Origin of the sequence: Streptomyces sp. NPDC085946, assembly GCF_044540485.1 — a bacterium.
Classification (GTDB): Bacteria; Actinomycetota; Actinomycetes; order Streptomycetales; family Streptomycetaceae; genus Streptomyces.
This window is the reverse complement of the sequence record NZ_JBITSF010000011.1, coordinates 177,103-197,806: the sequence shown is the minus strand read 5'-3', so window position 1 is coordinate 197,806 and position 20,704 is coordinate 177,103. Positions and strand designations below refer to the sequence as shown.

General features: G+C 73.1%; 18 protein-coding genes and 3 pseudogenes. 10 read left to right on the top strand and 11 right to left on the bottom strand.

Annotated features, from left to right (window positions below; translation table 11 throughout):
• Positions 1-50 precede the first annotated feature (50 nt).
• The 3 genes from ACIF8T_RS23035 (at position 51) to ACIF8T_RS23025 (ending at position 2,050) form a co-directional block, all read left to right on the top strand.
• Complete coding sequence (locus ACIF8T_RS23035) at positions 51-473, top strand: VOC family protein (protein WP_400037890.1); 423 nt, start codon at positions 51-53, stop codon at positions 471-473.
• A 100-nt stretch (positions 474-573) separates the two neighbouring features.
• Positions 574-927 carry an aldo/keto reductase gene (locus ACIF8T_RS23030; protein WP_400037888.1) on the top strand — a complete coding sequence of 118 codons (354 nt, stop codon included), beginning with the start codon at positions 574-576 and terminating at the stop codon, positions 925-927.
• Positions 928-931: 4 nt separating this feature from the next.
• A complete protein-coding gene (locus tag ACIF8T_RS23025) occupies positions 932-2,050 on the top strand; it encodes a winged helix DNA-binding domain-containing protein (RefSeq protein ID WP_400037886.1) in 1,119 nt (372 codons plus the stop codon).
• A 571-nt stretch (positions 2,051-2,621) separates the two neighbouring features.
• On the opposite strand, the gene ACIF8T_RS23020 is transcribed toward ACIF8T_RS23025, so the two are convergent.
• Positions 2,622-3,155: an AAA family ATPase gene (locus tag ACIF8T_RS23020; protein WP_400037884.1), complete on the bottom strand. Its 534-nt coding sequence runs from the start codon at positions 3,153-3,155 to the stop codon at positions 2,622-2,624.
• 81 nt (positions 3,156-3,236) lie between these two features.
• Here ACIF8T_RS23020 and ACIF8T_RS23015 point away from each other — a divergent pair.
• Both ACIF8T_RS23015 and ACIF8T_RS23010 read left to right on the top strand, forming a co-directional pair.
• Positions 3,237-3,360: pseudogene (locus tag ACIF8T_RS23015) on the top strand (IS630 family transposase); the annotation flags it as partial.
• A 10-nt stretch (positions 3,361-3,370) separates the two neighbouring features.
• Complete coding sequence (locus ACIF8T_RS23010) at positions 3,371-3,703, top strand: hypothetical protein (protein ID WP_400037882.1); 333 nt, start codon at positions 3,371-3,373, stop codon at positions 3,701-3,703.
• Positions 3,704-3,905: 202 nt separating this feature from the next.
• On the opposite strand, the gene ACIF8T_RS23005 is transcribed toward ACIF8T_RS23010, so the two are convergent.
• From ACIF8T_RS23005 to ACIF8T_RS22990, 4 genes and pseudogenes are all read right to left on the bottom strand, one after another.
• Positions 3,906-4,811, bottom strand: a complete 906-nt coding sequence (locus tag ACIF8T_RS23005; RefSeq protein ID WP_400037881.1) for an RNA polymerase sigma-70 factor — start codon at positions 4,809-4,811, stop codon at positions 3,906-3,908.
• Complete coding sequence (locus ACIF8T_RS23000; RefSeq protein ID WP_400037879.1) at positions 4,808-6,019, bottom strand: NAD(P)/FAD-dependent oxidoreductase; 1,212 nt, start codon at positions 6,017-6,019, stop codon at positions 4,808-4,810. Before ACIF8T_RS23000 ends, ACIF8T_RS23005 begins: the two co-directional genes overlap by 4 nt.
• A 440-nt stretch (positions 6,020-6,459) precedes the next feature.
• Positions 6,460-6,864: a hypothetical protein gene (locus ACIF8T_RS22995; protein ID WP_400037877.1), complete on the bottom strand. Its 405-nt coding sequence runs from the start codon at positions 6,862-6,864 to the stop codon at positions 6,460-6,462.
• Between the two features lie 477 nt (positions 6,865-7,341).
• Positions 7,342-7,875: pseudogene (locus ACIF8T_RS22990) on the bottom strand (serine hydrolase domain-containing protein); the annotation flags it as partial.
• Positions 7,876-7,880: 5 nt separating this feature from the next.
• On the opposite strand from ACIF8T_RS22990, the pseudogene ACIF8T_RS22985 reads away from it, so the two are divergent.
• Positions 7,881-8,015, top strand: a pseudogene (locus ACIF8T_RS22985) (TetR/AcrR family transcriptional regulator); the annotation flags it as partial.
• A gap of 373 nt (positions 8,016-8,388) precedes the next feature.
• On the opposite strand, the gene ACIF8T_RS22980 reads toward ACIF8T_RS22985, so the two are convergent.
• Positions 8,389-8,604 (bottom strand): hypothetical protein, encoded by a 216-nt coding sequence (locus tag ACIF8T_RS22980; protein ID WP_400037875.1) that lies wholly within the window; start codon positions 8,602-8,604, stop codon positions 8,389-8,391.
• 314 nt (positions 8,605-8,918) lie between these two features.
• Between ACIF8T_RS22980 and ACIF8T_RS22975 the strand changes: the two genes are divergently transcribed.
• Complete coding sequence (locus ACIF8T_RS22975; RefSeq protein ID WP_400037873.1) at positions 8,919-10,298, top strand: APC family permease; 1,380 nt, start codon at positions 8,919-8,921, stop codon at positions 10,296-10,298.
• 4 nt (positions 10,299-10,302) lie between these two features.
• On the opposite strand, the gene ACIF8T_RS22970 is transcribed toward ACIF8T_RS22975, so the two are convergent.
• From ACIF8T_RS22970 to ACIF8T_RS22960, 3 genes are all read right to left on the bottom strand, one after another.
• Positions 10,303-10,461 (bottom strand): hypothetical protein, encoded by a 159-nt coding sequence (locus ACIF8T_RS22970; protein ID WP_400037871.1) that lies wholly within the window; start codon positions 10,459-10,461, stop codon positions 10,303-10,305.
• Between the two features lie 54 nt (positions 10,462-10,515).
• The gene (locus ACIF8T_RS22965) at positions 10,516-10,734 is read right to left on the bottom strand and encodes an EF-hand domain-containing protein (protein WP_400037869.1); all 219 of its coding nucleotides are present in this window, start codon (positions 10,732-10,734) and stop codon (positions 10,516-10,518) included.
• A 183-nt stretch (positions 10,735-10,917) separates the two neighbouring features.
• The gene (locus ACIF8T_RS22960; protein ID WP_400037867.1) at positions 10,918-11,814 is read right to left on the bottom strand and encodes a LysR family transcriptional regulator; all 897 of its coding nucleotides are present in this window, start codon (positions 11,812-11,814) and stop codon (positions 10,918-10,920) included.
• 120 nt (positions 11,815-11,934) lie between these two features.
• On the opposite strand from ACIF8T_RS22960, the gene ACIF8T_RS22955 reads away from it, so the two are divergent.
• Complete coding sequence (locus ACIF8T_RS22955; RefSeq protein WP_400037865.1) at positions 11,935-12,777, top strand: LLM class F420-dependent oxidoreductase; 843 nt, start codon at positions 11,935-11,937, stop codon at positions 12,775-12,777.
• A 267-nt stretch (positions 12,778-13,044) separates the two neighbouring features.
• Here ACIF8T_RS22955 and ACIF8T_RS22950 read toward each other — a convergent pair whose 3' ends face one another.
• A complete protein-coding gene (locus ACIF8T_RS22950) occupies positions 13,045-15,849 on the bottom strand; it encodes a SpoIIE family protein phosphatase (RefSeq protein WP_400037863.1) in 2,805 nt (934 codons plus the stop codon).
• A gap of 716 nt (positions 15,850-16,565) precedes the next feature.
• On the bottom strand, positions 16,566-17,735 hold the full coding sequence (locus ACIF8T_RS22945; protein ID WP_400037861.1) for a type III polyketide synthase: 1,170 nt from the start codon (positions 17,733-17,735) through the stop codon (positions 16,566-16,568).
• Between the two features lie 984 nt (positions 17,736-18,719).
• Here ACIF8T_RS22945 and ACIF8T_RS22940 point away from each other — a divergent pair.
• Together ACIF8T_RS22940 and ACIF8T_RS22935 are read left to right on the top strand one after the other, a co-directional pair.
• Positions 18,720-18,926, top strand: coding sequence for an antitoxin (locus tag ACIF8T_RS22940; protein WP_400037860.1), 207 nt, complete (start codon positions 18,720-18,722; stop codon positions 18,924-18,926).
• A 304-nt stretch (positions 18,927-19,230) separates the two neighbouring features.
• Positions 19,231-20,625 carry a Mucin-2 gene (locus tag ACIF8T_RS22935; RefSeq protein ID WP_400037858.1) on the top strand — a complete coding sequence of 465 codons (1,395 nt, stop codon included), beginning with the start codon at positions 19,231-19,233 and terminating at the stop codon, positions 20,623-20,625.
• Positions 20,626-20,704: the final 79 nt, after the last annotated feature.

Sequence of the window (20,704 nt, the reverse complement as noted above, 5' to 3'; positions counted from 1 at the left end):
CTTTCGCTCGCATATGACTCATCCGGTGTATTCCTAGGCAGGAGCAGACCATGTCCCTCACCACCACCACGCATCTGAACTTCCGCGGCTCGGCCCGCGAGGCGCTGGACTTCTACCGGTCCGTCTTCGGCGGGCACACCGTCGTGGTGACCTACAAGGACGCCGGCGACGTCCAGGACGAGAGCGAGGCGGACTGGGTGATGTGGGGTCAGGTCGTCGCCGACAACGGCTTCCACGTCATGGCTTACGACGTGCCCTCGGCGATGCCGTACGAGCAGGGCGCCAACCCGTTCTTCGTGTCCGTGCGCGGCGAGGACACCGAGGAGATCAGCGCCCTGTGGCAGCGTCTGGCCGCCGGCTCGAACGTGCTGCGCCCGCTGGAGCCGGCGGCGTGGGCTCCGCTGTACGGCATGCTCACCGACCGTTTCGGCGTGACCTGGGTCCTCGACGTCACGGCCCCCTACAACGGCTGACCCGTCCCGGGGCGGGCGCCCCGCAACGGTCGCCCGCCCCGCTCGTTCTCGGCATCTGCACGCCGACGGCAGTCGGCACCCACGGGAAGAGGATCTTGCAATGCGCATGCGTCAGTTCGGCCGGACCGGCATCGAAGTCAGTGCCTGCTGCCCGGGCACCATGATGTCCGGCCCGGACGGAAACCCGGATCACGGCGCGTGCACCCGCATCGCGCACCGGGCCCTGGACGGCGGCATCAACTTCATCGACACGGCCGACGCCCACGGATACGGCGAGACCGAGCAGATCGTCGGCCGTGCGCTCACGGGCCGCCGCGACGACGTCGTCCTGGCGACCGAGTTCAACGGCCCCATGGGTGAGGGACCCGGCCGCAGGGGCGGCTCACGCCGCTGGATCATGAAAGCGATCGAGGGCTCACTGTGCCGCCCCAGCTCCGAGCGTGTCGCAGCCTGAGACCGTGAACGTCCTGACCCAGCGCGCCCTCAACCGGGCCACCCTCGCCCGCCAGTACCTCCTCGAACGTGAGGACCGCACCCCCCTCGACGCCGTGTTCCACCTGGCCGGACTGCAGGCCCAGGCCCCGCAGGAACCGTTCACCGGCGTGTGGTCGCGCGTCCGGGCGTTCGCCCCTGCCGACCTGGACGACCTGGTCACCGGCCGCCAGGTCGTGCGCACCCATCTCATGCGCCGCACCGTCCACCTCGTCACCGCCACCGACGCGGTCGCCTGGCGCGCCCGCCATGACGCCATGCTGCGCCAACGGGTCCTGTCCACCTACCGCCGCGAACTCGCGGGCATCGACCTGGACGAACTGGGCGCGGCGGGCCGGGCCGTGATGGCCGACGACCAGCCACGCTCCATGGGCGAACTCGTCGCCGCTCTCCGTGACCGCTGGCCCACGCCGCCCCGCCGGGTGCTGGGCGAGCTTCTCGTCGCCGCGCTCATCCCCATGGTCCAACTGCCCCCCAGAGGAACGTGGAAGAGCACCGCGGGCGTCCGCAACCTCCCCCTGTCCACCTGGCTGCACCAGCCCGTCACGCCTCTGCCCCCGGATCCGGACGATCCGATCGGACAGCAACTCGTCCTGCGCTACCTGGCCGCCTACGGCCCTGCCACCACCGCGGACATCCGCGCCTGGAGCGGCCTGGCCGGACTGCCCGCCGCCGTCAAGGCCCTCCGCGGCGACCTCATCACCTTCCGCGACGAAAACGGCCGCCAACTCCTCGACCTGCCCGGCGCGCCCCGCCCGCACCCCGACACCCCCGCACCGGTCCGCTTCCTGCCCGCCTTCGACAACGCGATCCTCGGCTACCAGGACCGCAGCCGCATCGTCGACGATGCACACCTCGGCCTCTCCGTCGCCGGGCAACGCGCCGTCCTCGTCGACGGCCGCGTCGCCGCCACCTGGACCACCAGCGGCCGCCGCCTCATCATCAGCCCGCTGCGCAACCTCACCCGGTCCGAGGGGCGAGACCTGGAGGCGGAGGGCCAGACGCTGGCCGCTTTCCTGGACCAGGGCATCGACACGGTCCATGTCGCCGACTCCATCGACGAGTCGGTGCGTGACAGCGGCTGAGGCGTCGTCCAGGCGGGTGGCACGACCGGGCGTGGCGATCACGGTCAATCGGGTGGTCCTGCCGCATCGGCTGTTCACAGGGCCTCTCGGCGTCATCTCGCCGGCCTGGTCCAGGAGTCGGCCGTGTCGTGGCAGGCCAGTCCCGAGGGGCGCCGCCATGCTGTGCGAGACGGGGCCAGGAAGCGGGCTGAGGGAACCGGTGCCCGCCACCAGCTGGTGTTCGTGGACCGGCCGGCGGCCGCGCTGATCCGTCCGCGGCACGACCTGCCGCACTCGGTGCCGGGACTGCCGTTCGGCGTCGGCCGCCCCGCCACCACCCGCGCGATCGGCGAGGTGCGCACGCTTCCGGCTGAGCGGGGATGCGCGGTCCCGACCGTCCTGGGGGGCCGCGGTCATACCGGCGAAGGCGAGGAAGTACTCCGACTTCCGCTCGTAGTGGTGGTGCAGTCGTCGGCAGCCCGCCGGTCAGAACACGGTCCTTTCGACCGTCTAGTGCCGCATGAAGCCACGTTCGCCCTGTGTGACGGTCGCACTCGCTCCGCCTTGCGGCAGGGCGTGCGGTTGTGCCTTCTCAGGGGGCGGCCTGTGGGGGCTGTGCCGCTATGGCCGAATACTCTTGGGCCTTCGCCACGTTCGAGGCCAGGTCCGCGATCGAATCGAGCACCAGCCGGTGATCGGTCCAGGGCTCGTACTCGGCCCGTCGCTCCTGAACTGCTCCCCAGGTCGGCTCCTCGAAGCCCTCGATGCCCCGGGACCGGCGCTCCCATCGCTGCCGATGCACCCGCACGTCTGAGCACACCACCTCGATGAACGCCACGGGCACCTGGTGGCGGGCGGCCAGTGTCCGCCACTGCCGGCGAGCTGCCTCCACCGCGTTGACCGCGTCGATGATCGCGCTCTGGCCCAGCGCCAGCACACCGTCGGCCACTGCCTCGGCAACGAGGTAGGCCGCCAGGCCCGTTGGCTGACCGCGGTCCACGCCGGCACGCCACATCGCCGCCTCGACAGGGTCGACCGACACCACCGCAGCAGGCAGCGCCCGTCCCAGTCCCTCGGCGACCGAGCTCTTTCCCGCTGCGGGCAGGCCGGCCATCACGATCAGCATGACGGTACTGTCGCATACCCGGCTGTCGGCGTCCGGCCGGGTGCCGACCGGCTCAGGCCCCGGCGGTGGACGCTGGCCGGTATGGCCGCACGGGTGCGGGTGCGAGAGGTCGGTGATGCCGAAGGGCGACGCCTGTCACGGATCGTTCGGAGAGGCACCGGGTCGGTGGTGACCTGGCGGAGGGCCCAGATGGTGCCGCTGTCGACCTCGGGAACGTGTACGCGGCCGGCCAGGTCACCGTCCTGCGCGGCGGCGCCTCGGGGCCGACCGGCGCCGGTGCCTGCAGCCTGAGCCAGAACACCAGGACCGTCCCGGGCACGGCGGAGCAGAACGACTTCTTCGGCGCCGACACCAAGCTGCTCGACGTCAACGGCGACGGCCGGGCCGAGCTGTTCGCCGGCGCCACCGGCGAGAACCGCGACGGGGGAGTCCGGGCGTTTCCCGACCCGGTGAACACCCCCACCGCCACCGGCTCGGTCAGCTTCGGCGCGGGAACCCTCGGCACGGCCGGGAACGGCTCCTCCCTCGGCTCGGGTTTCGCTCGCTGACCCGGACCGATCACCTGCCGGACGCGCCCGGCCTGCCCCCGGACCGGCGGATCCGTGCGGCCCTGCACCCCGTGAGCCGGCTGTTGTCGGTGAGGCGGGTCTGCGCGGTCTCCCGGCGACCGCGACCGGGGCAGGCCAAGGGGTGAGCGGACCCTTCCGGTCCGGCCTCCGGTCGCCGTCCGAGGGCGGTGTCCGCCCGTGGTCACCGCGTCCCGATGTCGTGGGCGGTGCCGTCCGTGACGGCCTGGAGTTTGTCGGGGTTGGCGACGTTGTGGATGGCGGTGATTCGACCGTCGGCGTCGAAGTCGAAGGTGACGGTGGCGATCACCTGGTCCGGGGCGCTGAACACCATGCCCGGGCCGCCGTTGATCTCGACGAGCTCGGCGCGCATGTCGGCAGGCTGGACGCCCTGGTAGGTGACCGTGCCGATGGCCGCGAACCACGAGGCCACCGTCTGTGCTCCCACGACCGGCTTGAGCGCCTGACGGACCTTGCCGCCGCCGTCGGTCCACAGGGTGACGTCCGGGGACAACAGCTCCATCAGGGTGTTGATGTCACCACCGGTCGCGGCGGCGAGGAACCGCTCTGTGACCTCGCGCTGCTGAGAACGGTCGGCGGTGAACCGGGGTCTGCGGGCCCGTACGTGCTCACGCGCACGGTGCGCGGCCTGTCGTACCGCCGCCTCGGACCGGTCCACCGCCTCGCCGATCTCGGCGTGGCTGAAGCCGAAGACCTCCTTCAGCACGAAGACCGCGCGCTCCAGCGGGCTGAGCGTCTCCAGCACCACCAGCATGGCCATCGACACCGACTCGCTGTCCGTGACGGCGTCGGCGGTGTCGGCGCTGGTGAGGATGGGCTCGGGCAGCCACGGGCCGACATAGGTCTCGCGCTTGTGCCGGGTGGAACGCAGGCGTTCCAACGCCAGGTTGGTCACGATCCGTGTCAAGTACGCCTTGGGGTCGGCGACTTGCGACCGGTCGGCGGACGACCACTTGATCCAGGCGTCCTGCACCGCGTCCTCGGCGTCGGCCGCGGAGCCGAGGACGCGGTAGGCCACGGAGAACAGCAGCCCGCGGTTGTCGTGAAAGACCTGCCGGCCGGCGCTCACTCGGCACCCTCGGTGAGGCGGGTGAAGCGACCGCCGCGCGGCCAGAACGCGCCCGAGGCGGGCATCTTCTTCATACGGCCGAAGGTCGGCCAGGGCGAGGCAGTCACCACCTCTTTGTACCGGGCCGCCGTCCGGCCGGTCAGATGAATTCGCCGCGGACTGTTGTCGGGGCGGGTGAACTGCACGACCGCGTCGCGCCGACCCAGGCTCACCGGCGTGTGGTAGTAGCCGAAGCGGAACGGCTTGGGCCGCTTGCCTTTCAGCGCGCGGACGATCGACACCGCGGCGTGCACGCCGGTCGGCATCCCGCCCTGGCAGGTGCCGTGCATGACGCCGTAGCGCTGGCGGATCGCCGCGGCGTCACCGACGGCGTACACATCGGGGTGCGACACCGAACGCAGCGCGGTGTCGGTGACGATGCGGCCGCGCTCGTCGACGGCCAGTCCGGCAGCGGCTGCCAGCGCCGAGACCCGCGTACCACTCGTCCACAGGACGGCGTCGGCGGCGACGCTCTCCCCGCCCGCCAGTTCCACCGAGCCGGGCAGCACCTTCACCGCCTCGACGCCACTGCGCACCCGGACGCCGAGGCGGTCGAGCGCCGACCGCAGGTACGCCCCGGCTTTCGGGTTCATGGCCGCACCGGGTGCGTCCCGGCCCAGCAGGACGACGTTCAGCTCCGGGTGCCGCTCGGCGATCTCCGCGGCCGACTCGACGCCGGTCAGGCCGCTGCCTACGACCACCACCGTGCCGCTGCCGAGCCGCGCCAGCCGGTCGGCCAGCGCTTCGGCGTCCTGAGGGCCGTCGAGAGTGTACGCGTGGTCGTCGACGCCCGGCACCGCACGCGTGTCCACCACACCGCCCAACCCGTACACCAGCGTGTCGTAGTGCAGGACCCGGTCGTCGTCGATCCGTACCGCCCGTGCGTCCGCGTCCACCGCCGTCACCCAGCCGCGGACGAACTGTGCGCCCGTCCCCTCCAGCAGTTCCGGAACGCTCAGCTCGGCGAGCCGCTGCCCGGTGGCTGTCATGTGCAGCCGCAGCCGCTCGGTGAACCGCTCCTGCGCGTTCACCAGGGTCACCTGCACGTTCTCGCACCGCTTGACCCGGGGTGCGAGCTGCATGGCCGCGGACATGCCCGCGTAACCCGCGCCCAGGATCAGGACGCGGTGGACGGTGGTCGTCGTGCCGGCTTCCTGCTGTGCGTTCATCGCTTTGCCTTCCTCCGGTCGCTGTGGACGACCAGGGGATGGAAGGTGCGGGCCGGTCCGTGACATGGGAGCGATGTGATGCGGGTCACGGCTGGGTTGCCGGAGGGCGAGGCCTCTGTGCCGGGCCCGCGATCAACTGGGCCGAAGAGCCGCGGTGGGGCCTTCCGGCCACGCCGCCGGGCCGCCCCGCCGTCCCGTGCCGACACCGGCAGACATGCCTGGGCGGAAGTCCGGCCCGGCGGATCGGGGCGGCCGGCTCCCTCTCGGCTTCTCCCCGGTGACCACCGTGGACACCGGCCGCCGCCTGCTCGGCGAACTCATGACGTACGCCCAGGACCTCGCGGTGCTCCGGCCGGTGCACGGCGAATCCGCACCGTGCCGCACGCGAGGCGGGGCAGCTCAGGCCCCACCGCGGCGGCGGGCGGCAGCGCTGAAACCGCTCATTGCGCGAACTTCTCGCTCCGCGACTCCGCCGCGTCCATCAACTCGGCCAACCGGTCGTCCTTCCACTGGGAGCGTTCGGCTCGCAGGGCGATGACGATGCCGTCGTCGAGGCTCACCAGGAGCCGGTCGGTCGCGTCGGCGACGAGGAACCGGTCGGACCCCCCGTCGTGGCCGCCGACGACGTGTGCCTTGCAGCCCCGCAGGTGGTCCCGGTAGGCGGCCGCGACCGAGTCCGGCTCTTCGGAGGACGGGGCCAGCACTGTTTCCTGGACGGTCTTCCCGCCCGCGGTGAAGGTGACATCGCCCCAGGCGCGGACGCCGGCGCCGGCCGGCTCCCGGCTCGCGGACGCCGCTGACGTGGTCCAGGGGAAATCCGCCGGCTCGCAGGAGTCGGCCGGCACCTTGACCGCCTTCGGGCCGGACGCGCACGCCTTCGGGTCCAGTTCGACGACGGTCGTCGTCTGCTGCGATCTTCCCGGGGTGGATGGTGCCGACGGCCGGTCTTCTCCGTATGCCTCCGCTGAACGTCATCACGGCCTCTCTCGGCACCTTCCGTATCCACCCGATCAAGGAAGTCCGTGGAGACCAACTGATCGTTCCGGATCAGCCCGGAGTGTCGGTTGGTGGTCGGTGACCTTCGCCGGCAGGGCGTGCGGAGTGTCCGAGGATCTCGTCACTGACGGGCTGTGCAGCGCATGGACCCACTGCTGCCGCCGCAGCTTGAGCGAAGGCACCGGCACCCAGGCCGGCGTCCCGGCCAGGCCGGGGACGATCGGAGCGGCCGTTCCGACGCCCTGACCGGACATGCTCGCGCCTTCGGGCCGGCCCGGGACCGCCGATCGGGCAGCGCCTCGGTCGGCCGCGTCCGTCCTGCCCGGTCAGCCGTACATCGCCACCCGGTACAGGGCCACCAGCGCGTCGTCGAGGGGATGGGACTGTGGCCTGTCGGAGGAGTCGAGCCTGTTCCACCTCTGCAGGTTCGGCGCGACGGACATCTGCCGCCGGCCGTCGGGACGGGTCATGGCCAGCGCTCCACCGCTCCAGACCGTGCCGCCGTGACCCCGGAACGTGCCCCGGCCGGGACCCTCCATCGGGTGCAGGCCGAGGCCGTAGTCGATCGTCTTCCCCTCCTGGGGGACGACCGGGACGGTGCGCTGCATCTGCGCCAGCGACGACGGGCTGACGACCTTCCCGGCCGGTGGCAAGCGGAAGAAGCGGTTGAGGTCCGTGACGGTCGATATCAGCGAGGCCGACGGTCCCACCCAGGACATGTCGTAGACGCTGCAGTCGCGCGGCGGGTCGATCACGCCGAACCACGCCTCGTACAGCCGCGAGTGCGGCCCGTCGACGTACGGCCCGGTGGGGAGCCCGGTGTCCCGGAGGCCGGCGCGCTCGATGACGTTCCGGGTGATCCGGACGCTTCCCGGCCCTGTCCCGCTTCGCCCACGACGTCCGCCCTCTCGGGGCGGACCGCCGCGCCGCGTTCGAGGAGATCCTCGCCGCCCGACTCGCCCACATCGAGGCCGCGGTCGGCCGGAGGCAGGTGGGATGATCACGCCCGTCGCCGACACCGGCCGGGCTTGGTCATGGGGAAGACCTCCGGGCGTGGTGGAGCTGTCCGGGACCGCACCGCGCGGAGGACCCGCGGGTCGATCGGCGGCGCGGACATCACGCGTGGACACCCGCCCCGAGCCGCCGCCCGGCCGCGTCGTGGGTTCTCACCCGGAAGTGGTGTCGTTCGTGACGCGCTTCGGCTGGAGGTCCGTACTGGCCGGACGTCCGAAGGCGCGCCGCGGGCCGGGGCGAAGGACCACGGCGACGTGGACCCGGCTGCCTCGTCCTGGTCACCGCGTCATCGCCCGTGGCCGGTCGACGGCCCTTCGCCCTCGGCCGCCGGGCCGACTTCCGTGCCCCGGGATGACGCGTCACACGTCCACGTCGTCGTCCTCGGCGGTCGGCAGGTCGCTGTGCCCCTCCGACCAGTGGTTCGTCCACCCGCAGACGCCGCAGGCATACCGGCCGTTCACTCCGGAGATCTCTGTTCCGCACCGTCGGCAGCCCGTCGTCGTGATGTGCTGCGATGCCAGGAACTCCGCCGCCCGGGAGACCTCGGCCGCTGTGGGATATCCGTCGCTCGTCACGGCCCCGACCCTACCCGCGGGTCCGGGCAGTACCGCGAAACCGGCCCGCATTGCGGGCACGACCACGATCCGTCCGGGCCCTGCTGGGCCTGGCCTCCACAGTTCGGGCAGTTCACGTTCCGTCCCCCTCCACATGGATATCCGGTCGGCACCCAGGGTGCTCCAGCCGTGGCGCGGGCGGTAGGGGAGGGCTCGTCGCGGCCCCGGGAGCGTCGTGGGCCTGCTGCCCGTCATCAGCCACCGCTGCCGCTGCCGTCGCTGCTTCTGACCGGGGCCTATGCGTGACTCGTGTGTCCGGGGGGACACGAGGGGGCATGCCGACTGTGAGAGAGCAGCAGCCGACGGCCGCCCCGGGCGGCCCGGCGCTCAAGAAGGCCCTGACCACCCCCTTGCTGTACTTCTTCATCCTCGGGGACGTCCTGGGCGCCGGAGTCTACGTCCTGGTCGGTCAGGTCGCCGCGGAGGCGGGCGGAGCGGTGTGGGTCCCGCTGACCGTCGCCCTGCTGCTGGCGATGCTGACCGCGGCCTCCTACGCGGAGCTGGCCACGAAGTACCCGCGGGCCGGCGGGTCCGCCCACTACGCCACGCGGGCGTTCGGCCCGTTCGCCGGTTTCCTCGCGGGGTTCTGCATGCTCGCCGCCGGCATCGTCTCCGTCGCCGCCCTGGCCCGGGGTTTCGGCGGCGACTACCTGTCGGCCTTCGTGACCCTGCCCGTGGGCCTGGTCGCCGTAGGGTTCCTCCTCCTGCTGGCCCTGCTCAACCTGCGCGGCATCCGGGAGTCGATGCGCGCGAACCTCGTCGCCACCGTCGTCGAGGTCGGCGGGCTGCTGATCGTCGTCGTCCTGGGCGCGTGGGTGCTGCTGCGCGGCGACGGCGACGTGGGGCGGCTCACCCGGCTCGGTACCGCGGACACAGGGGCGGCGGCCGCCGTCCTGAGCGGCTCCGTCCTCGCCTACTACTCCTTCGTCGGGTTCGAGACGTCCGTGAACGTCGCCGAGGAGACCCGCGACCCGCGCCGCTCCTATCCCCGCGCCCTGTTCGGTGCGCTGGCCACCGCCGGTGCCGTCTACCTGCTGGTGGGGGCCGCCGCCTCGGCGGCCGTGCCGACGGACCGGCTCGTCGCGTCCAGCGGTCCGCTCCTGGAGGTCGTCGAGGAAGCGGGCGGAGTGCCCCCGCTGCTCTTCAGCGCCATCGCGCTCGTCGCCGTCGCCAACGGCGCCCTGCTCACCGGCATCATGGCCTCCCGGCTCGCCTTCGGCATGGCCCGCGACGGCCTGCTCCCCTCGCCCCTGGCCAAGGTGCTGCCGGGCCGTCGCACCCCGTGGGCCGCCATCGCCGCCACCACCGTGCCGGCCATGGCCCTCGCGTTGACCGGAAGCACCGCCACCCTGGCGTCCACCCTGGTCCTGCTGCTGCTCGTGGTGTTCCTCATGATGAACGTCGCCGTGCTGGTCCTGCGCCGCGACCCGGGCGAGGAACGGCACTTCAAGGCCCCGACCGTGCTGCCGGTGCTGGGCGCGGCCTCGTGCGTCCTGCTCGCCACGCAGATCGAGGGCCGGGTGTGGCTGCGCGGCCTCGTCGTCATCGCGGTCGGCGCGCTGCTCGGCGCGGTGGCGGCGGGACGGCGTGGCGGCCGTCGGACCGGACCGGCACGGGAGGAACACGACGCCGGAGCCGCTCGAGCGGAACGCTGAAGCGTCAGCCGTCGCCGCCGCCGCCGTCGGCCTCGAACGGTCCCGTGTCGTCCCGGCAGCCGAAGGCGTCGCCCAGGACTCGCCCCGGCCTGTCGGGCGCGGAGCCGGATGACCAGGGGCGCGGCGGTGGCGGGCCGACTCGGTGCAGGATGTCGTCGATCACCTGCCGGTGATCCCGCCACCGGCCGCACGGGTTCCGGGTTCCGGATGTGCGGTGTCAGCGGTTCATGGCTGCCCAGAACTCCTGGAAGGACATCTGGCGGTCACCGTCGGTGTCGAGTGCGTCGATCAGTTCCCGGGCCTGTGACTCGGTGATCTCGGTGCCTTCCAGCTCGGCCACGACTTTCCGGTACTCGTCCGCGGTGACCAGGCCGTCGCCGTCCAGGTCGTACCGTTCGAAGACCTTCCGCGCCGCCGTCTCCATGATGTCCGCCATGTGTGTCGTCCTTCCGTGATCTTCGTCGACGGCGCCACCTTATCCGTCCGCTCGAACGGCGACGCGGCCGTACCCCGGCCCGCCCGGGCTTGCCCGGCACAGGGGGGTGGCCCGTCGTCGGAGGCCCCGGCCGTCTCGCCACGGGGCGCCTTGCCGGAGACGGGACTTGCCGGCGGTCCGCTTCTACGAGCGGGCCGCCGTGCAGAGGCAGCAGGCGTCGACGAAGACGCGTACGGCCTCGCGGTGGTCCCTTGTGCGCCGGACGACGGCGAGTTCGCTGGGGGAGAGGCCGGTGACGGGCCGGCAGACGACGGTTTCCCGCTGGTAGATCTCGGCGTTGCCCGCGGAGAGCAGGACCACCCCGAGTCCTGACGCGACCGCTTCGAAGGCCTCGTCGGCGGTTTCGGCCGTCGCGGCGATGCGTGCCGGTGTCCTGCGGTGATCGTTGCCGAGCCAGAAGTCACGGAGCGCACCGGCCGTCGCCGGAAGGGCGATGAAAGGCTCGTCGACGAGGTCCTCGAAGGGGACGACCGGGCGGTCGGCCAGAGGGTGAGCGGCCGGAAGAGCGACCCAGCGGTCTTCCCTGGTGATCACCTTCTGCGAGAAGTCGCCGTTCGCCGGGAGGGGCAGCCAGGCGATGGCGACGTCGACGTCGCTGCCGGCGAGGCCCACCGTCGGGTCGGCCCAGCTGATCTGACGGAACCGCAGTCGCCAACCGGGAAGCAGTTTCCCCATCGTGGCGGTGACGGCCGGGATGAGCCCGCGACCGATGCTCGTCTGGAAACCGACCGTGAGGGTCGTGTCCTGGACCGCCACGGCGTCGGCGACCGCACGCTGCGCTCCCTCCCACTGGTCGATCAGCCGCCGGGCGTGGGGGAGGAGGGCTCTGCCCGCGGCGGTCAGGGCGACCGTCCGCCGGTCGCGCTCGAAGAGCGCGGTCCGTAAGGAGAGCTCCAGTTGGCGGATCTGCTTGCTCAGCGTCGGCTGGGAGACGAAGAGCCGGTCGTTCGCGGCTCGGGTGAAGCTGAGTTCCTCCGCGACGGCGACGAAGTAGCGCAGGTCCCGGACGTGGACATCCATAGCCGAAGGCTATAACGGCGGCTCTTGGACAGCGGGCGCGCGTGATCTCACGATGGACCGCGTGAGTGCGAGCAGGGCGCCGGCGTTGCCGCCGCCCGGGGCGGATGGAGGTGGGCGCCGGTGGAGCTGGGTGTCAACGGACTGAATGCCAAGGCCGTGCTGGGTCCGGCGGAGACGGTCCGGCTGGCCCGGCTGGCGGAGGAGCTGGGGTACCGGTCGTGGTGGGCCGGTGAGCACGTCGTGCTGCCCAGCCCCCGGGTACCGGAGGCGCCGATGGAGCCGACGGATCCGATCCTCGACCCGCTGGTGCATCTGGCCTACGTCGCAGCCGTCACGGAACGGCTGGAGCTCGGCACCGGGATCGTCATCCTGCCGCAGCGCAATCCGCTGGTGCTCGCCAAACAGGTCGCGAGCCTCGACGTGCTCAGCGGCGGCCGACTGCTTCTGGGGGTCGGGGCCGGATACCTGGAACCGGAGATGACCGCCGTCGGAGTGCCGTACACGCAGCGCGGCCGACGCACCGACGAGTACCTGGACGCGATGAGGGCCCTGTGGACCCAGCCCGCGCCGTCCTATCAGGGCCGGTACGTGGCCTTCGACGGCATCGACGCACACCCGCGGCCCGTCGGGGGGAACGGACCGCGGATCGTGATCGGCGGCCACAGCCCGGCCGCCTTCCGGCGGGCGGTCGCGCGGGGCCACGGGTGGTTCGGCAACGGCGACGGCCCGGACGATCTCGTCAGGCACCTCGCCGGGCTGCGGAAGGCGGCCGCCGAGGTCGAACGGCCGGAGTGGCTGGGCCGGCTCGAGATCACCTTCATGCAGTTCTCCCCGGTGGACGCCGGCACCGCCCGGCGGTACGCCGACCTCGGCGTCGACCGACTCGTGGTCTACCCGCTTCCGCTGGAGGACCCGGCGGAGGTCGCCGCGTTCCTCGAACGTCACGCCGACCTGCCGCGCTGACGTCGTTCGACCTCCCGGTGAGGAGCGGAATGCACGCTTTGGCCCACGCTTCCCGGGGCGCATCCGCAGGCCCTCGTCTCGGCGCGGTCCCCGACTCGGTGCCGTATGACCCGCGAGTCCTGATCGACGTGCGCGCGGTCCCGCTCGACGTCGCGGAACCCGCGTTCACGGCCGGCCGGACACGACCAGGCACCGTCCTGGGGCCGGACGCGGCAGGCACCGTCGTCCGGGCCGCGGCCGGCGGGATCGTCGTGTGCGGACCGGCGGTCACTCGAGGTCGTCGAACATGGCCAGCAGTGCCTGCTCGTCCGCCTCCGGCGCGGACTGCTCCCGCTGCGGGATCTGCTCGGCCCACACCGTCTTGCCCTGCGGCATGTAGCGGGCGCCCCAGCTCTTGGTGAACTGCGCCACCAGGAACAGGCCGCGCCCGCCCTCCTCGGTCGTGGCCGCGCGCCGGATGCGCGGAGAGGTGTTGCTGCGGTCGGAGACCTCGCAGATCAGCGAGTCGCCGCGCAGCAGCCGCAGACTCACCGGACCCTGGCCGCCGTACCGCACGGCGTTGGTCACCAGCTCGCTGACCACCAGCCCGGTGTTGAAATCCAGCTCCGACATGCCCCAGGCGTCGAGCTGCGCACGGGTCAGCGCCCTGGCCCGGGCCACCGCCGACGGCTCGGACGGGAACTCCCAGGACGCCACCTGCTCCTCGGGCAGCGCGTGCACACGGGCCAGCAGGAGCGCCACGTCGTCGTGCGGACCGCCGGGCAGGAGGGCGTCCGCGACCCGGTCGCAGATGTCCTCCAGCTCCGGACCGGCGTCGTCCAGCGAGGCCAGCAGCTGCCCGGTGCGCGCGTCGGTGTCCTGGTAGCCGCGGCCCTCCTTGAGCAGGCCGTCGGTGTACATCGTCAGCAGGCTGCCCGCAGGCAGCTCGACGGTGGCGGACTCGTACGGCTGGATCCCGCCGAGCCCGAGGGGCGGACCGGTCGGGAGGCCGATCAGCTCCGCCTTTCCGTCCGGCGTCAGCAGAGCGGGCGCCGGATGTCCGGCCCGTGCGGCCGTGCAGCGGCCGGACACGGGGTCGTAGATCGCGTACAGGCAGGTCGTGCCCGTCGCCGGGTCCTGTTCGTCGGGGGTGCGGCTGACCAGGTCGTCCAGGTGGGCCAGCACCTCCTCGGGCAGCAGGTCCAGGCCGGCCAGCGTCCGTACCGCCGTGCGCAGCCGGCCCATGGTCGCTGCCGCCTGCAGCCCGTTTCCGGGCACGTCACCGACGACCAGCGCCACGCGCATACCGGACAGCGGAATCACGTCGAACCAGTCCCCGCCCACCCCCGACCTGGCGTCCGCCGGCAGATAGCGGGAGGCGAGGTCGACGGTGCTCAGCCGGGGCAGGGTGCGCGGCAGCAGGCTGCGCTGCAGGGTGAGGGAGGCGTCGTGCTCCCGGCGGTAGCGGCGGGCGTTGTCCATGCTGATCGCGGCACGGGCCGCCAGCTCGCCCGCCAGCGTCAGGTCGTCCTGCTCGTACGGCCTCGCCCTGCCGCGGCGGTAGAAGCCCGCCAGGCCGAGGACGGAGCCCCGCGCGGACAGCGGAGCGCACAGGTAGGAGTGCGCGCCCTCGCCGAGGACGTCGACGGGGTGCGTCCGGCCGGCCGGGTGCCCGGCCAGGGCGGCGGTCACCACCGAGTCCGTGACCGGCTGCCTGGCCTCCAGACAGCGGGCCTGGGGCGTGCCGGCGGGATAGCCGACCGGCTCGTTCACGCCGCCGATCGAGGTGCCGCGGGCGTCCTCACCGGCCCAGGCGGCCACCCGGCGCAGGGGGGTGTCCGGGCGCAGCGGTCCGGGCCGCGGCTCGTCGCCCGCCAGGACGCTCTCGGCCAGGTCGACGACGACCAGGTCGGCGAAGCGCGGCACGGCGATCTCCGTCAGCTGCTCGGCGGTGCGCCACAGGTCCAGGTCGGTGCCGAAGCGCACGCCCGCCTCGTTCAGCAGGGACAGCCGCCCGCGCGCCTCGGCGGCGAGCCGGCCGACGCCCGGCTCGCCCACGAGCAGCAGCCACGCGTCGGTGCTCTGGGCGGCGTGCGGTTCCGCCGTCACGCCGTGGCCGCGGACCTCTGCCTCCGCCGTCCCGGCGGGGCGGTTCAGGAGCGGGACACGACGGCCGTCGCGGGCGGTCGCGGTGGCCGGACCTGCCGTACCCGCGCCGTTGACGTCCTGGAAGCTGACCTCGACCGCCGCGCCCTCCGCGTCACCGTGGTGCAGTTCCCGGCGGCGCAGCACGGCCACGCGATTGCCCGCGAGCGGCACCTCGGCCAACGCCTCACCGGGCGAGGAGATCAGCTCGACGGCACGTTCCAGCAGCAGCAGGCGCTCCTGCGAGGCCAGCCGGGGCGGCGGTCCGCCGGGCCGGGACAGCTCTCCCGAGCCGAGGTCCAGCTCGGCGTGCCCGCCGCGCTCCATGGCCCGGCGGAAGGAACGCGTGAGCTCGACCTCGCGAGCCGTGCTCAGCTCCAGCAGGCGTTCCGCGATGCGTTCGGTGGCGTCCTGCAGGACCAGCACCATACCGGGGTCGGCCAGCGCCCGGGGGACGGAGAGGTTGACCGCGCCCCGCACGGTGCCGCCCACCGGGTCGCGCACCGGTGCGGCCATGCAGGTGAGTTCCTTGAGGTCGTGCAGGAAGTGTTCGTGGCCCACGACCACGAACGGCGCCCTGGTGCTCAGCACCATGCTGACGCTGCTGGTTCCCATGAACCGCTCGTCGACATTGGCGCCTGGCACCAAGGAGGCGGCGTCCATCAGCTTCAGCCCCGCCGGGTCGCCCCACCGATCCACGATGTTCGCCCGTGAGTCGGCCAGGGTCAGGGTCACCGGTACGCCCGAGAACCGTTCGTACAGGCGGGCCAGCACCGGCGCGGCGGCCCTGCTCAGCCGGGAGTCGGGATCCAGGTCTCTCTCGATGGGCAGGGCCACCCGCTCGCGGTCGATGCCCAGGGACTGCGAGCGCTGCCAGGAGGCGAGGATTTCCGGGCGTACTCCGGGGGCGTCCGGCGTCCGGTCGCCGTGAGGGCTGCCCGAAGGCATGGGATACGACTCCACAGAGCCAGAGTAATCGGACAAAAGGGAATTCAGCTCAGCGTGCGCGGGTGCCCGGCCGAGGCTAGGGTGCCCCGGCTCGGCAGGCTCTCGCGCGGCTCGGCCGGCCCGGGCCGGTCCGCTCAAGACGCGCCTGCGAGGGTGGGCGGCAGGTGCACCTGTGTGGTGCCGGCCACCCGCACCGCCCTGCGTCTGCGGGTCGGCACAAGGCCGGGAGGGGGAAACGGGTGGTGGGCGGGCGGACGGTGGGGGCCGGGAGATCGGGGCGGCGCGGATCGTGTCTTGCCGTGCGCCGACCGCCGCGCACCCCACGGCTCCACCGAAGAAGCGGGCGGCCCGGTCCCGCGTGTCGGAGCCGGAGCGTCGCGGGCGAGGCGCGTTCCTCGCGGGCTTTCCGGTCCGGCTCACGTCGGCGCGGCATCCGAGCGGTCGTCCGAGCGGGCCGGTCGGGTTACGGGCCGGCGACGTCGTGGACCGGCCGGCGGACGACCGCCGGCCTTCGACGCCGGGCAGTGCAAGGCCCGCACCGTCGTCGAGCGGTGTTTCAGCAGGCCCGGGCGGTTTTGGGCGGGCGCCACCCGTTCCGGCGAGCCGCCCGCCCGCCCGCTGCCTCGCGGCCTCCGCCCCGCCTCAGTGATCCTCTGGCCCGGCCGGCAGCGATCGTTCGTCAGCCGGGCTCCGCCGAGGCCGTCGCCGGCTCCGCGTCATGCCTGGGGAACGGGCCACGGACCGGTGGAACGCAGCGCCCTACTCCGGACGCGACCGGCCGCCGGCATCGCAGCGGGCCGGCGTCCGGTCGTGCAGTGGGCCGGCATGCCGGGGGCCGGTGTTCCGGCCCACCTGCCCACGGCCATCTCGGCGGTGATGCCGGGACCGAAGCCGGCGATGATGCCGGGGGCGCCGGCCGGCGCCCCGCCCTCCTCGAACAGGCGCCTGAGGGCGTCCAGGACGACGGCGCTCGCGATGTTCCCGTGCTCGGTGAGCGTGGCCCTGCTGTGGCGGAAGGCGTGCGGGTCGACGTGCAGGAACCGGCACAGGTCGTCGAGGATGCGGGGGCCGCCCGCGTGAATGATGTAGAAGCCGAGGCGGGAGGCGTCCCAGCCGTGTGCGGCGGCGAGCTCGTGCAGGACCGGAGCGAGGGGCTCCATGGTGGTGGGCACGCGCCTGTCGAGACGGAAGTGGAAACCGGTCGCCTTGACGGCGTAGGAGATCCACTCCTCGGTGTGCGGGATCAGGTAGGACGCGTTGCGCTCCAGGCTCAGGCCCTGGCCGCCCTGACCGCGCACGACCGCGGCCGCGACCGCGTCGCCGAACAGCCCGTCGGACAGCAGCGATCCGACGTCCAGGTCGGTCGGTTGGTAACAGAGGGAGCAGAACTCGCAGGAGACGACGAGGACGTTGCTGCCGGGATGGGCCGTGCAGAAGTCGTGGGCGCGGTTGATGGCCGCGCCGCCGGCCGCACAGCCCAGTTGCGCTATGGGGAGTTGGCGGGTGTCGGGACGGAATCCCATGTGGTTGATGAGCCAGGCGGTCAGCGACGGCATCATGAAACCGGTGCAGGACACGTAGATGATGGCGTCGATCTCGTCCGCTGCCAGCCGCGCGTTGTCCAGAGCGCGCTGTGCGACGGCGGGCACCCGCTCCTTGGCCTGGACTTCGTAGGTGCGGTTGCGTTCTTCGAAGCCCGGGTGCCGCAGGGTCTGGTCGATGGGCTGGACGATGTGGCGCTTGTTCACCCCGGTGTTGCGGATGAGCCTGAGCGCGAGGGCGAGTTGCGGGTGGTCGGGGTGCTGGCGCTCCGCCAGGGCGAGTGTCTCCTGCGCGGTGATGACGTGCTCGGGGACGTCGACAGCGGGACGGCACAGTATCGGCATGGGGGGCACCTTTCACTCGTGCCGGACAGGGATGACCGGCGTCGGGGGAACGCGTGGAGAACGGGGGGGTGACCACGCCGCGTCGCGACGGGCACGGGCCGTCGGGTGGACCACCGCACCGGCCCGGCGAGCGGCTGCCCGTGAGCAGGGCGGTGCGAGTACACCGGAGGTCGTCCTCGGCCGGGCCGGACGACCGTCGGCACCGGCGCCGGGCGGCGGGGGACCGGCTTCGCGGGGCCTAGCGACGGTGAGGAAGCGGTCTGGGAGCGGCGATCACCGCGACGGCGTCGATCCCGGGCGGGGTGGTCGGCTCGGCACCGTTCGGCTGGAGCGTCACGGTCATGAGCGACTCCTTCGGAAAGGCGTCGGGTGCTGTCTTCCTCCTGGCACCGGAGCGCGGGGCGCCGGCCCTCCCCGCAAGTGAAGACGGCCCGGGCCGCGGTGGTGACCCGGGACTGGGCCGAACGGGTGAGATCGGCCTCCGGCGGCCGGTACCGCCGGTTCACCGGTGGCATCCGCGCCGCTGGTGGGGGACCATGCGCCGCCACACTCCCGGGCGCGTGGGCCTCCCCTCGACCACTTGCCCCGGGGCGCTCGCGTTGCCCGTCGCCCCGCGCCGAAGAGGCCGCCCCCCGTGCCCCGGTGGGCTTGCGCGCGGTCCGCGTCGAGGTGGCAGCAGGATCCGCGCTGCACGCTGCGGGCCGTCTCGAGCCAGGTGGTGTTCTGCGGCGGGGCAGGCGCTGGGCGGCCTGCAGGCGAGGAGTGAGGTCCTGGCCGGCCGCACGACCGGGGGAGTACGGATGGCTGCCGCACGGTACGCCCAGTCGGTGTGCCGGCGCCGCGGTCCCAGGCAGCCGTGCGGGCCCTGCGGTCCGACGCGTCGAGCGGCAGGTGGGCGGACTGCCGAAAAGCCGGAGGTGAGGGGCCGGACCTGAGGGGTACCTGCGGCGGGGTACGACGCACGCGCTATCGCAGGAGGTGCCCATGGGCAAGCTGGGAGACATGGCGAACAAGGCCAAGGAGATGGCGAAGGGCCACCCGGACCAGGCCGACAAGGGTGTGCAGGGCGCCGAGCGGGCGATCGACGAGCGGACGGGCGACAAGTACGACGCCCAGACCGACAAGGCCGCCGAGGCGGTGCGCCGCTCCTACGGCAGCGACAGCGGCAGCGGCGGCGCGACGCAGCGCTGATCCGTGTGCTTCCTGCTGAGCCCTCCGGAGCCTTGCTCCGGAGGGCTCAGCAGCGGATGCACGGTCCACCGGCGGACAGCACACCCGGCCGAACCCGAGCACCGGCAGCACGCCCCGAGCCGTGCCGGGCAGAAGTCCGGCGGCCGGCCGTCGCGACCGGGAGGGCGTGCCCGGCGTGGTGCGGACCTCGGTGGTCACGTACAGAGGCTGTTCGGTTCGTGGCAGGATGACGGCCGTTGACCCGGGAGGCCGATGCCGCGCAGGCGCCGGACCCCGCGCGAGGTGATGGGCCGGGAGTTGAGACGTGGTCGCCTTCTGTTCCTTCGCGCTGGACGGAATCGCCGCCAACCCGGCCCTTCCCGCACCGCTGTTGCTGCGACTGATCGCCTTCGACGGTGGGGGCCACGGCCCGCCCTTCCAGGCCCTCCACCGGCCGGGGCTGCCCGAGCCGGCCGTGGCCGCTGTCCTCACCCACCCGGTCGTGGACGCGCGCGTCCGGTTCGCGACGAGCGGCCAGGCGGAGCCCGAGCAGCGCGCTCGGCTCGCGAACGACCCCTCGCCCAAGGTGCGGGCCGCCCTCGCGTACGGACCCGAATGGACCCACGATCCCCGGACGAAGGTCCGCCCGCTGCCGGACGCCGTGTGCGGCCGTCTCCTCGCGGACCCCGAACCGTCCGTGCGGAGCGCGCTGTTGGAATCGCCCCATCTGGCGCCCTCCTTCCTCGCCTCCCTGGTCCGGCATGCCGATCCGGCCGCACGACGTGCCGCCCTGCGCGTCTGGGACGACCTGACGGCGGACGGGCGCACCACGCTGCTCGACGACCCCGACCCCGGGGTGCGGCGGGCCGCCGCGCTGTGCGGGTGTCCCCACGACGCACGGCTCACGGCGGCCCTGCTGCGCGAACCCGCCACCCTGCCCGGGGCGCTGCGCCGAGGGCTCCTCGACCGCGCGGACGCCGAGCGGTTCCTCGCCGAAGGCGTCCACCTGGCCGAGCTCGCCGGCAATCCGTCCTTGCCGGCCGACCTCGTGGACCGTCTCGCCGCCGACCCCGACGACGAGGTGCGGCTCGCCGTCTCCCTCCGGCCCGAACTGACCGAGGCCCAAAGGGCCGCGATCGACTTCACGGTGGCCCCGTACGCACGCGGTGACGTGGACTGGGTGGCGGCCGGCATCGCCGATCAGGACGTGCTGCGCCGGGCCGCGACCTCCGCCCACTCCCTGCTGCGCCGCGCCGCGGCCCGCAGCCCCCATCTGCCCCCCGGCCTCCTGCGGCTCCTGGCCGAGGACACGGACGACCTCGTGCGCACCCACCTGGCCGTGCATCACCCCGACACCCCGGAGGAGGTCCTGATGAGCGTGTACGCACGGCTCGGCGGGACGTTCTCCGCCTGGATGGCGACCGGTCACCCCCGCTTCCCCCGCGAAGGGCTCGCGGCCCGCTACGCGGACCACCCGGACGGGATCTACCGGCAGTTGGCCGTCCGCGACCCCGCCGCCGGCCCCGAGCTGATCGAGCGGCTCAGCCACGACCCGGACGTCCGGACGCGCCAGGCGGCGACGCGCGACCCGCGCCTGCCGCTCGCACGGCTCGTCGAGGCCCTCGCCGTGCCCGAGCTCGCCCACAGCGCGGGTGCCAACCCCGCCCTTCCCCCAAGGGAGATGGCCGCGGTCATGGAGGAGGCCGGGGTGCCCGCATGACGACGGGCGCACGCCGCCGGCCCACCTCCGCAAGACAGCTCCGCGTCAGGCAGCCCCTGCTCGGTCTCGTCGCGACACC

Bases quoted from the DNA above. Each gene is read 5' to 3' on its own strand.
- ACIF8T_RS22945 (WP_400037861.1), bottom strand. From the start codon at position 17,735: ATGCCGATACTGTGCCGTCCCGCTGTCGACGTCCCCGAGCACGTCATC.
- ACIF8T_RS22940 (WP_400037860.1), top strand. From the start codon at position 18,720: ATGGGCAAGCTGGGAGACATGGCGAACAAGGCCAAGGAGATGGCGAAG.
- ACIF8T_RS22950 (WP_400037863.1), bottom strand. From the start codon at position 15,849: ATGCCTTCGGGCAGCCCTCACGGCGACCGGACGCCGGACGCCCCCGGA.
- ACIF8T_RS23020 (WP_400037884.1), bottom strand. From the start codon at position 3,155: ATGCTGATCGTGATGGCCGGCCTGCCCGCAGCGGGAAAGAGCTCGGTC.
- ACIF8T_RS22965 (WP_400037869.1), bottom strand. From the start codon at position 10,734: ATGGCGGACATCATGGAGACGGCGGCGCGGAAGGTCTTCGAACGGTAC.
- ACIF8T_RS23030 (WP_400037888.1), top strand. From the start codon at position 574: ATGCGCATGCGTCAGTTCGGCCGGACCGGCATCGAAGTCAGTGCCTGC.
- ACIF8T_RS22975 (WP_400037873.1), top strand. From the start codon at position 8,919: ATGCCGACTGTGAGAGAGCAGCAGCCGACGGCCGCCCCGGGCGGCCCG.
- ACIF8T_RS22960 (WP_400037867.1), bottom strand. From the start codon at position 11,814: ATGGATGTCCACGTCCGGGACCTGCGCTACTTCGTCGCCGTCGCGGAG.
- ACIF8T_RS23035 (WP_400037890.1), top strand. From the start codon at position 51: ATGTCCCTCACCACCACCACGCATCTGAACTTCCGCGGCTCGGCCCGC.
- ACIF8T_RS23000 (WP_400037879.1), bottom strand. From the start codon at position 6,019: ATGAACGCACAGCAGGAAGCCGGCACGACGACCACCGTCCACCGCGTC.